This window comes from Streptomyces huiliensis (genome assembly GCF_020037025.1).
Taxonomy (GTDB): domain Bacteria; phylum Actinomycetota; class Actinomycetes; order Streptomycetales; family Streptomycetaceae; genus Streptomyces; species Streptomyces huiliensis.
This window is the reverse complement of the sequence record NZ_JAIQLH010000191.1, coordinates 17729-27763: the sequence shown is the minus strand read 5'-3', so window position 1 is coordinate 27763 and position 10035 is coordinate 17729. Positions and strand designations below refer to the sequence as shown.

The 10035-nt window shown below is 75.7% G+C and carries 2 protein-coding genes; both read right to left on the bottom strand.

The features are described from left to right. The coding region (locus tag JNW98_RS26865) for a non-ribosomal peptide synthetase (protein WP_223770890.1) at positions 1 to 5942 on the bottom strand (5942 nt) is incomplete at its 3' end. Next, positions 5939 to 9928, bottom strand: coding sequence for a non-ribosomal peptide synthetase (locus JNW98_RS26860; RefSeq protein WP_223770889.1), 3990 nt, complete (start codon positions 9926 to 9928; stop codon positions 5939 to 5941). The genes JNW98_RS26860 and JNW98_RS26865, both read right to left, overlap by 4 nt. Positions 9929 to 10035: the final 107 nt, after the last annotated feature.

The following is a 10035-nucleotide window of genomic DNA, read 5'->3' as shown; positions in this document are numbered from 1 at the left end:
CCGGGCTCCTCCAGGCCGTACGCCTGCCGCAGCGCGCCCACCTCGACCGGGTCGCCGAGCCGGGTGCCGGTGCCGTGCGCCTCGACGTAGCCGAGGTCGGCGGCGGTGCGGCCGCTGCGCCGCAGCGCGGTGCGGATCACCTCGCGCTGCCCGGCGAGCGAGGGCGCGCTGTAACTCATCTTGTCCGAGCCGTCGTTGTTGACCGCCGAGCCGGTCACCACGGCGTACACCGTGTCGCCGTCCCGCCGGGCCAGCCGCAGCGGCTTCAGTACCACCACGCCGACCCCGCTGGCACCGACCGTCCCGGCGGCGTCGTCGCTGAACGGGCGGCAGTGGCCGTCGGGGGAGAAGATGTGCTGCGACTGGTGGCGGTAGCCGTCGGTGAGCGTCGGGTCGACGAGGACGCCGCCGGCCAGCATCACCTCCGCGTCCCCCTGCCGCAGCAGTCCGGCGGCGACGTGCACCGCGAGCAGCGAACTGGAGCACGCCGCCTGCACGGTGAACGCCGGGCCGGTCAGCCCCAGGTGGTAGGCGACCTTGGTGGTCAGGAAGTCCTTGTCGTGGTGCTGGGCCAGCCGGAACGCGTCCGGCAGCGCGGCCTGGTCGGCGTCCCGCAGCAGGGACTGGAAGTAGGTGTTCTCCCCGCAGCCGGCGACGATGCCGGTGCGCCGCGCCGCCGAGTCGCCGGTGATCCCGGCGTGGGCCAGCGCCTGCACCGACGCCATCAGCAGGTGGCGCTGCTGCGGGTCCATCAGCCGCGCTTCCTGCCGGCTGATGCCGAAGAACTCCGGGTCGAAGTCCAGCGGCCCCGACAGCTGGCTGTGGGCGCCCACCAGGCCGTCGGCCGCCTCGAAGTGCTCGATGCCGCGCCGACCCTCGCGTACCAGGTCCCAGAAGGCGGCCAGGTCGTCCGCGCCGGGCAGCCGGACGGCCATGCCGACGACGGCGATCGGCTCGTCCGCGCCGGGACGGTCCTCCGCGACGGGACGGTTCTCCGCGACGGGACGGTTCTCCGCGCCGGGACGGTTCTCCGCGCCGGGACGGTTCTCCGCGACGGCCGGGGCGTCCGTGGACGCGCCGGCCGAAAGGAAGCGGGCCAGCCGCCGCACGGTGACGTGCTCGAACAGGTCGGGGATGGAGAACCGCAGCCCGGGCTCGCCGGTGCAGCGCAGGTGGAAGCGCATCAGGTCCAGGCTGGACGCCCCGGCGTCGAAGAAGCGCTCGTCCGGGCCGACCGGGCGGCCCAGCACCTCCTCCAACAGCGCCGAGATCCGCGCCTCCAGCGGCGACAGCACCGGCCCGGCGGCGCTCCTCGGACGCAGGTCCGTGCCCGGCGCGGTCAGGGCGCGGCGGCGGTCGAGCTTGCCGCTGGGCGTCAGGGGCAGCGCGGCCACGGCGCGGAAGCGGTCGACCCGCACGTGCGCGGGCAGCAACTCGGCCAGGTGACCTGTCAGTTCCTCCGCGGCCGGGGGCTCGCCGTGGCACTGGAGGCAGGCGACCAGGCGTCCGCCGTCCTGCGCCACGACCGCGTTGACGACGGCGGGGTGGCGCAGCAGTGCCGCCTCCACCTGACCCAGCTCCAGCCGGTGGCCGCTCAGCTTGACCTGCTGGTCCTCGCGGCCCAGGTAGTGCAGCAGCCCCTGCCGGTCGAAGACCGCCCGGTCGCCGCTGCGGTAGCACAGCCCGTCGCCCGGCACCTCGGTGAACCGGGCGGCGTTGAGCTCCTCGTCGCCCAGGTAGCAGGGCGCGGCCATCGGGCCGCCGATCAGCAGGCTGCCCGGGCAGCCCGGCGGCACGGGCTCGCCCGCCGCGTCCACCACCCGCAGCAGGGCGCCCGCCACCGGGCGGCCGATCGCCGGGCGGGACGGCCAGCCGGCCGGGTCGCCGTCCAGGCACAGGGCGCTGACGACGTGCGTCTCCGTCGGCCCGTAGTGGTTGAACAGCCGGGCTCCCGGCAGTCCCGCGAACCAGCCGCGGATGGCGTCCGTGCACAGCAACTGCTCGCCCGCCGTGACCACTTCGCGGAGGCGGGATGGGAAGCGGCCCAGCCGCACGCCGTGCTCGGCGAGCAACTGGAGGGCCACGTACGGGAGGAAGAGGCGCTCGACGCCGGCCGTCTCCAGCTGGTCGAGCAGGGCGGGCGCGTCCTGCCGCCAGCCGGGCCGGACCAGGTGCAGCCGGCCGCCGCCGGTGAGCGTGGTGAAGACCTCCTGGAACGACACGTCGAACGACAGCATCGAGAACTGCTGGGTCACCGACGGCCCGGTGAGCCCCCCGTCCGTCTCCTGCCAGCGCAGCAGGTTGCAGAGGGTCGCGTCGGGCACCTGGACGCCCTTGGGGCGGCCCGTGGAGCCGGAGGTGAAGAGGGTGTACAGCGGGCGGGTGCCCGGGTTCTCCGGGAGGTCCGTGCCGTCCGGCGCCGCCGACAGCACCACGGGGTGGCGCGGCAGCCCCTCCGGGGCGATGGCGTCGAGCGCGGGCGCGCCGCCCGGCGGCACCAGCAGGCACAGCGGCGCCGCCTGGTCCAGCACCTGCCGCAGCAGCTCCGGCGGGTACGCCGGGTCCAGCGGGACGGCGGTCACGCCGAGCCGGGCCAGCGCGAGGAGCGCCGTCACGTGCTCGGCCGACGGCTCCAGGTACAGGGCGACGCTCGCCGGGCGGTCGGCGGCCGGCAGCGGGTGGTCCCGCCGGATCTCCGCCGCCAACCCGGCCGCGTACGCCGCGAGTTCGGCGTACCGAACCTCCCGGCCGTCCGGGGTCACCACCGCCGTCGCCTCCGGGGTGCGGCGCGCCTGGCGGGCGAAGCCCTCGGCCACGGTGGTGAACGCCGGCTCGACCGCCGGTCCCCGCCCGGGCTCCGGCAGGCCGCGCCGGTAGCCGGCCACCAGCTCGGCGGGCGTGGTGTCGCCGCCCGCGGCGAGCGCGTCCAGGCCCCGCCGGAAGAGGCTGTCCAGCGCCGCGACCTCGTCGGCCGTGAAGTGGTCGGCGGCGTACTCCCACAGGCAGTCGAGGCGGTCGCCGCGCTCCACGACGGACAGGGTCAGCGGGCACTTGGCGTCCGCCGGCGCGACCCACACCGGGCGCGTCGCGACGCCGGGGAGGGAGAGTGCGGAGAAATCCGTGTTCTCCAGGACGAACAGGTAGTCGAACGGCGGGCCGTCGGTGCGGGACGGCCGGTCGGCCAGGACGTCCGCGAACGCCACGTCCTGCCGCTCCAGCACCTCCCGCACCAGCTCGCCCTGGCGCAGCAGCTGGCCGCGCAGGGTCTCTCGCGGCGCCACCTCGACGGGCAGCAGCACGGTGTTGGCGAACATGCCGACGCTGTCCGCGAACTCCCGCACCGGCCGGTTGGCCACCGGCCCCGCCAGCCGCGGCCGGGTCCGGCCCGCCACCCCGTACAGGCTCCACGCGTACACGCCCAGCAGCAGCTGGAAGCGGGTGAGGCCCAGGTCGGCGCAGAGCCGGTCGAGCACCGCCCGCCGCTCCGCGTCCAGCGTGGTGCACAGCAGCCGCCCGGGCTCCGCCGGCCGGGGGAGCGACGGCAGCGCGGGCTCCGCCTCCTCGACGCCGTCCAGGCGCTCGCGCAGCGCCGCCCGCTGCTCCGCGTAGCCGGGCGCGGCGAACCACTCGGCCTGCCAGCCGGCGAAGTCCAGCGGCGTCGGCACGGCGGCCGGCTCCTCGGGCTCCGCGCCGGACACCAGAGCCGCGTACGCCGCGGACACCTCCTCGAACAGCACGTTCAGCGACCAGCCGTCGATCGCGATGTGGTGCAGCCGCAGCAGCAGCGTCCCGCCGCCGTCGTCATCGCCACCGTCCGGCAGCCAGCGGGCGTGGCACATCTCCGGGCGGGACAGGTCGAACGGCGCGGTGAGGAAACGGTGTCGCGCTTCCTCACCGGTGTCGGTACCGGTCACCCACGGGTCGTACGGCGCGCCGGCCTCCTGCCGCAGGCCCTCGGCCGTGGCGACGAAGGCCGTACGCAGCGCCGGATGGCGTGCGACCAGCAGGCGCAGCGCCTCGCGCAGCGCGCCCGTGTCCACCGCGCCGTCCAGCCGGAAGGCCATGCCCACGTGGTACGCGCGGGAGTCCGGGTCCTGCTGCTGGAGCAGCCACAGCCGCTGCTGCTCGGAGGTCGCGGGCGCCGAACGGGTGCCGGCCGGGGCCGGCACCGGGGGGTACGCGGCCGGGGCGCCGTCGCGCAGGGCGGCGAGGCAGGCGGCCAGGGACGCGAAGTCGCCCTCGACCACGGCCGCGCGCGGCGGCTCGCAGCCCCAGCGGCGGCGGGCCTCGAAGCGCAGCCGCAGCGCCTTGAGCGAGTCGCCGCCACTGGCGATCCAGCGGTCGCCCGGCCGCAGGCCGGTGACGCCCAGCACCTCCTCGGCCAGGTCCAGCACCTCACGCTGCCACGCCGTCAGATCGCCGCCGTCGGCGATGTGTTCGGGGCGCCACGGCTCCCCGGCGCGCGCGAGCAGCGCGGCCTCGTCGACCTTGCCGTTGGCGTTCAGCGGCAGGTCGGCCACCCGGTACAGGTGGTGCGGGCGCATGTACGGCGGCAGGACGGCCGTCAGGTGGCGGTCGAACTCCTCGTACGCCAGCCCCTCGTCCGGCACCACGAACGCCAGCAGCTCCAGCACCCCGGCCGCGCCGGGCCGGGCGCACACATGGGCCTGGCGGACGGCCGGATGGGCCGTGATCCGCTGCTCCAGCTCGCCCGGCTCGATGCGGAAGCCCCGCACCTTCACCTGCCGGTCCGCGCGCCCGGCGTAGGTGACCACCCCGTCGTCGTCCAAGCGGACGAGGTCGCCGGTGCGGTAGTACCGCTCCCGGCCGCCGTCGTGCCACGGCAGGCGGACGAACGCGCGCGCGGTCTCCTCGGGGAGGTTGCGGTAGCCGGCCGCCAACCCCTCGCCGGACAGCAGGAGTTCGGCCAGCTCGCCCGGGGCGGCCGGGCGGTCGCCGGCCACGGCGAGCACGCCGGTGCCCGGCAGCGGGCGCCCGATGGGCACGGCGTCGCCGTCGAAGTCGCGGGGGATCGGGTGGATCAGCGCGAAGGTCGTGGACTCCGTCGGGCCGTACACGTTGTAGAGCGTCGTGGCGCTGTCCGGGTTGGCGCGGTACCAGTCGCGGACGACGCGCGGGGTGAGCTTCTCGCCGCCGACCAGCACCTCGCCGAGCTCGGCGAAGCAGTGGGGGACCTCGTCGGCCACGGCGTTGAACAGGGCCGTCGTGAGGAACAGGGTGTCGATCCGGGCGTCGCTCAGCGCGGCGGCCAGCGACTCGGGGGACTGTGCCGTTGCGTCGTCGACGACCACGGCGCAGCCGCCGGTCAGCAGCGGCACCCACACCTCGAAGCTCAGCGCGTCGAACGCCGGGTTGGCCAGCCAGGCGTACCGCTTCGGGCCGCCGGGCCGCAGCCAGCCCGGCCGGGCCAGCCGCAGGATCCCGGCCTCCGGCACGTCGACGCCCTTGGGGACGCCGGTGGTGCCCGAGGTGTAGAAGACGAACGCCGTGCCGGACGGGCCGGCCGCCGGTGCGTCCGCCGCCGGGCCCGCCTCCAGCGCCGACACCGCGAGCGGGGTGACGCCCTCGCCCGCGCCGGCGGGCGGCGTCCCGTCGTGCACCACCACGACGGCGCCCGAGTCGGCCAGGATGTGCCGCTGCCGGTCGGCCGGGCTCTGTACGTCCAGCGGGACGACCACCGCGCCCAGCCGCAGCACGCCGAGCATCACCCGGGCCAGGCGCGCCGAGCGCGGCAGCGCCACGGCCACCGCCTGCCCCGGCCGTACGCCGTGGGCGCGCAGGGCACCGGCGACGGCGGCGGAACCGGCGTCGAGCCCGGCGTAGTCGAGGATCCGGTCGCCCTCCACCACGGCGGGCGCGGACGGGGTGCGGCGGGCCTGTTCCAGGACGCTCCGGGCCAGGCCGAGGGTGGTGCTCGTCATCGTGTCTCCTGCGCCGGGGCGGTACGAGGGGTGGGGACGGCGGCGGGGGACGCCGGGAAGCGGGACAGCTCGGCCTCGATCAGGGCGGCCACGCGGGTCACGCCGCCGCCCTCCAGCACGTCCCAGTGGCCGCAGGCCAGCGGCTCGACGGTGAGGCCGCCGCCGGTGCGCCGGATCCAGAACTCCCGCTGGCGCACCAGCTGTTCGGGCGCCACGCGCTCGTCCTCCGGGCCCTCGGCCTGGAGCAGCACCGTGCGGGCGGCCGTCGGCGGGACCGCGTAGTCGCGCGTCGTGAGCCGGCTGTGGTTGTAGACCCGGAAGTACCGCTCGATCTGCTCGTCGTCGATCCCCGGGTACATCCCGTTGAAGCGGACGAGCTTGTCGCGGAACTCGGCGAGCTCCACCGGCTCGATCGCCGCCCGCTCGGCCGGGTCGTCGGTGCCGTGGGTGTCCAGCAGCACGACGCTCACCCCGGCCCGCCCGGCCGCCGCCAGCCTGCGGCCCATCTCGTGGGCGATCAGGCCGCCGTACGACAGCCCGGTGAGCACCAGCGGGCCCTCGGGCAGCGGCTCGATCAGCCGCAGGTACTCCTCCGCCATCGCCTCGACCGTGGGCAGGAACGATTCGCCCTCGTTGAGGCCCGGCGCCTGGATCCCGGTCACGCCGACCTCGTCCGGCAGCAGCCCGGCGAGCGGCAGATAGCAGAACGCGGTGCCGCCGGCCGGGTGGACGCAGACCACCCGCGCCCCGCCGGTCCCCGGACGGAACTCGATCAGGCTCCCGGGGCGGCGCTCCGCCGCACCTTCCCGGAGCAGCCCGCCCAGCGCCTCGATCGTCGGGTGCAGCAGCACGTCCCGCACCTGGAGGGTGACGCCGAACGCCTCGCGGACCGCGTGGGCCAGCTTGATGGCGGAGATCGACGTGCCGCCGAGGGCGAAGAAGTCGTCCCGGACGCCGATGTCCTGGTGCAGCAGGAGGCTCCGCCATATCTGATACAGCGTCAGCTCGATGTCGTCGCGCGGGCTGGCCTGGTTGACGGCGGCGGGGCCGCGCGCCGCGGCGCGCTCCAGGACCACCGCGCGGTCGAGCTTGCCGTTGGCCGTCAGCGGCAGCCGCGGGAACTCCACGAAGACCTGCGGGATCATGTAGTCCGGCAGCCGTCGGGCCAGCGCCGCCCGCCACTCCGCCGCCGGGCGCGGCTCCGCGGCGTCCCGGCCCACGGCCGCCACCAGGACGGGACCGCCCCGCGCGGTACGGTCCACCAGCACCGCCGCCTCGCCGACGCCCGGCTCGGCGCGCAGCGCGGCCTCCACCTCGCCCGGCTCGATCCGGAACCCGCGCAGCTTCACCTGGTCGTCCCGGCGCCCCGCGTACTCCAGTTCGCCGTCCGACAGCCACCGGGCCAGGTCGCCGGTGCGGTACATCCGGCCGCCCGGCACGAACGGGTCGGCCACGAACCGCCCGGCCGTCAGCCCCGGGCGGCCCAGGTAGCCACGGGCTACGCCCGCCCCCGCCACGTACACCTCACCCGGCACACCCGGCGGCACCGGCCGCAGCCGCTCGTCCAGCACGTACACCCGGGTGTTGGCGACCGGCCGGCCGATCGGGCTCTGCCGGTCCAGCGGCCGGGGCGTGAAGTACGCCGTGCTGTACACCGTCGTCTCCGTCGGCCCGTAGCCGTACAGCAGCCGCAGGCCCGGCAGCGCCTCGGTGAAACGGTGCAGCGCGCCCTCGGGCAGCGACTCCACCCCCGTCAGCAACTGCCGCAGCGCCAGCCCCTTCAGGCGCTCCCCGGGCGCCTCGTCGATCCACCGGACGAAGGCCGGCGGCAGGAACGCCTGCGCCACCCGGTGCTCCCGCATCCAGTCCAGCAGCGCCGCCGGGTCCAGGCGGACGTCGTCCGGCACCGGGTACAGCACGCCCCCGGTGGTCAGCGGCAGCAGCAGCTCCTGCTGGGCCACGTCGAAGCCCGTGCTCGCCCACTGCGACGCGGGCTCGCCGGGCAGCGCGCCGCAGCGCGCCACCCAGTGGTCCAGCAGGTTGAGGACGGCGCGGTGCGGCACCGCCACGCCCTTGGGGCGGCCGGTCGAACCGGAGGTGTAGATCACGTACGCCAGGTCGTCGGGGGAGACGGTGACGCCGGGCGCGTCCGCGCGGTCCGCCGCCGTCTCCTCCGCCTCCGCCTCGACGGCGGCGAGCGGCGCCCAGCCCTCGGGCGGCGCCGGCTCACCGCTCAGCACCACGGCCGGACCGGCGTCCTCCACCATCCCGGCCAGCCGCTCCGCCGGCAGGTCCGGGTCGAGCGGCAGGCAGGCCCCGCCGGCCTTGAGGACGCCCAGGGCGCCCACCGCCAGCTCCGCCGACCGCCGCACGTGCAGACCCACCACGTCACCGCGCCGCACCCCGCGGGCGATCAGGGCGCGGGCCAGCCGGCCGGCGCGCCGGTCCAGCTCCGCGTAGCCGAGCCGCACGGCGCCGTCCACCACGGCCGGCGCGTCCGGCCGCGTCCGCACCTGCTCCTCGAAGCGCTCCACCAGACCCTTCGGGTCGCCCGGCAGGGCGGTGGCGTTCCACTCCTCCAGGACGCGGTGGCGCTCCCGCCCGTCGAGCAGCGACAGCTCGGCCAGCGGGCGCTCCGGGCCGGCCACCATCCACTCCAGGACGTGCCGCAGCCGGCCGACGTAGTCCGCGGCCGTCGCCTCGTCGAACAGCGCCTCGGCATAGCGGAGGCTGCCGGTCAGCCGGCCGTCCTTCTCCGCCACCATCAGCGTCAGGTCGAACGTGGCACCGGGCGCCGGGAGCGGCAGCGGCGTGATCTCCGTGCCCGTCAGCTCCAGCGCGCCGCCGTCCGTGTACTGCCACGCCAGCATGGTCTGGAACAGCGGGGTGTGCGCCGGGCTGCGCACCGGCTTCACCAGCTCCACGACGTGCTCGAACGGCAGGTCCTGGCGGCGCAGCCCGGCCCGGGCCACCGTCCGCACCCGGTCCAGCGCCTCGGCGACCGTCGGCTCGCCCGACAGGTCCACGCGCAGCGCCAGGGTGTTGACGAAGAATCCCGCCACGCCCTCGACGTCGCCCCGGCGGCGGTTCGCCACGGGTATGCCGACGACGAGATCCCGCTGCCCGGACATCCGGGAAAGCAGCAGGGACCAGCCCGTGAGCACGGTCTGGAACAGACTGGCGCCCTGCCGTTCACCGAGCGACTTCACCGCCGCCGACAGTTCCGCGTCGAAAGCGAACCGGACCTCGGCGCCGCGATAATCCTGTTCCGCCGGACGCGGCCGGTCCGTGGGGAGTTCCAGCAACGGCGGCGCACCGGTCAGTGATTCTGTCCAATACGCGGCCTGTTCGTCGAACGTCCCGTCCTCCCACTCCCGCTTCTGTCGAACGGCGTATTCCGCATATCCGGAGGGGAGTGGCGGCAGTGGGTCGGGTTCTCCGCGCTGGAACGCCGTGTACAGCGCGCCGAGTTCCCGCATCAGCAGGACTTCCGTCCAGCCGTCGTAGACGGTGTGGTGGAAGGTCAGCAGCAGGTGGTGCCGGTCTTCGCCCAGGACGACGAGCCGGCCGCGCGCGAGCGGGCCGCGGGCCAGGTCGAAGGGGGCGGCGGCTTCCTCCCGGCGGAGCCGCTCCAGCCGGGCGTCGACGTCCGCGTCGGCGCCGACGGCCCGTAACAGGTCGTCCACGGCCAGGGCGAACCCGGTGTCCACCGGGTCGACCTGCTGGAACACCTCGCCGTCCACGGCGAACAGCCGTGTGCGCAGGGCCTCATGACGGGCCGTCAGAGCGTCCAGCGCGCGGGCCAGGGCGGTGCGGTCGAGGGGGCCGCGCACCTCGAAGGCGAGCGGTACGTGGTACGCCTCGCTCGCCCCCGGTAACTGGGCCAGGAACCACAGCCGCCGCTGGGTGAACGACGCCGGGACGTGGTCCCGCGCGGCGTGCGGCTGGTGGGGGAGGGAGGGGGCGGGCGTCTGCTGCGCGGGCAAGGCTGCTTCTTCTCCTCAAGGGGAGGGTGGATCTGCGGCGGGCTGCGGCACCGGTAACGACCAGCCGTCGTGAACGACTTCACGAGGCGCCGTCAGGACATGGCGAA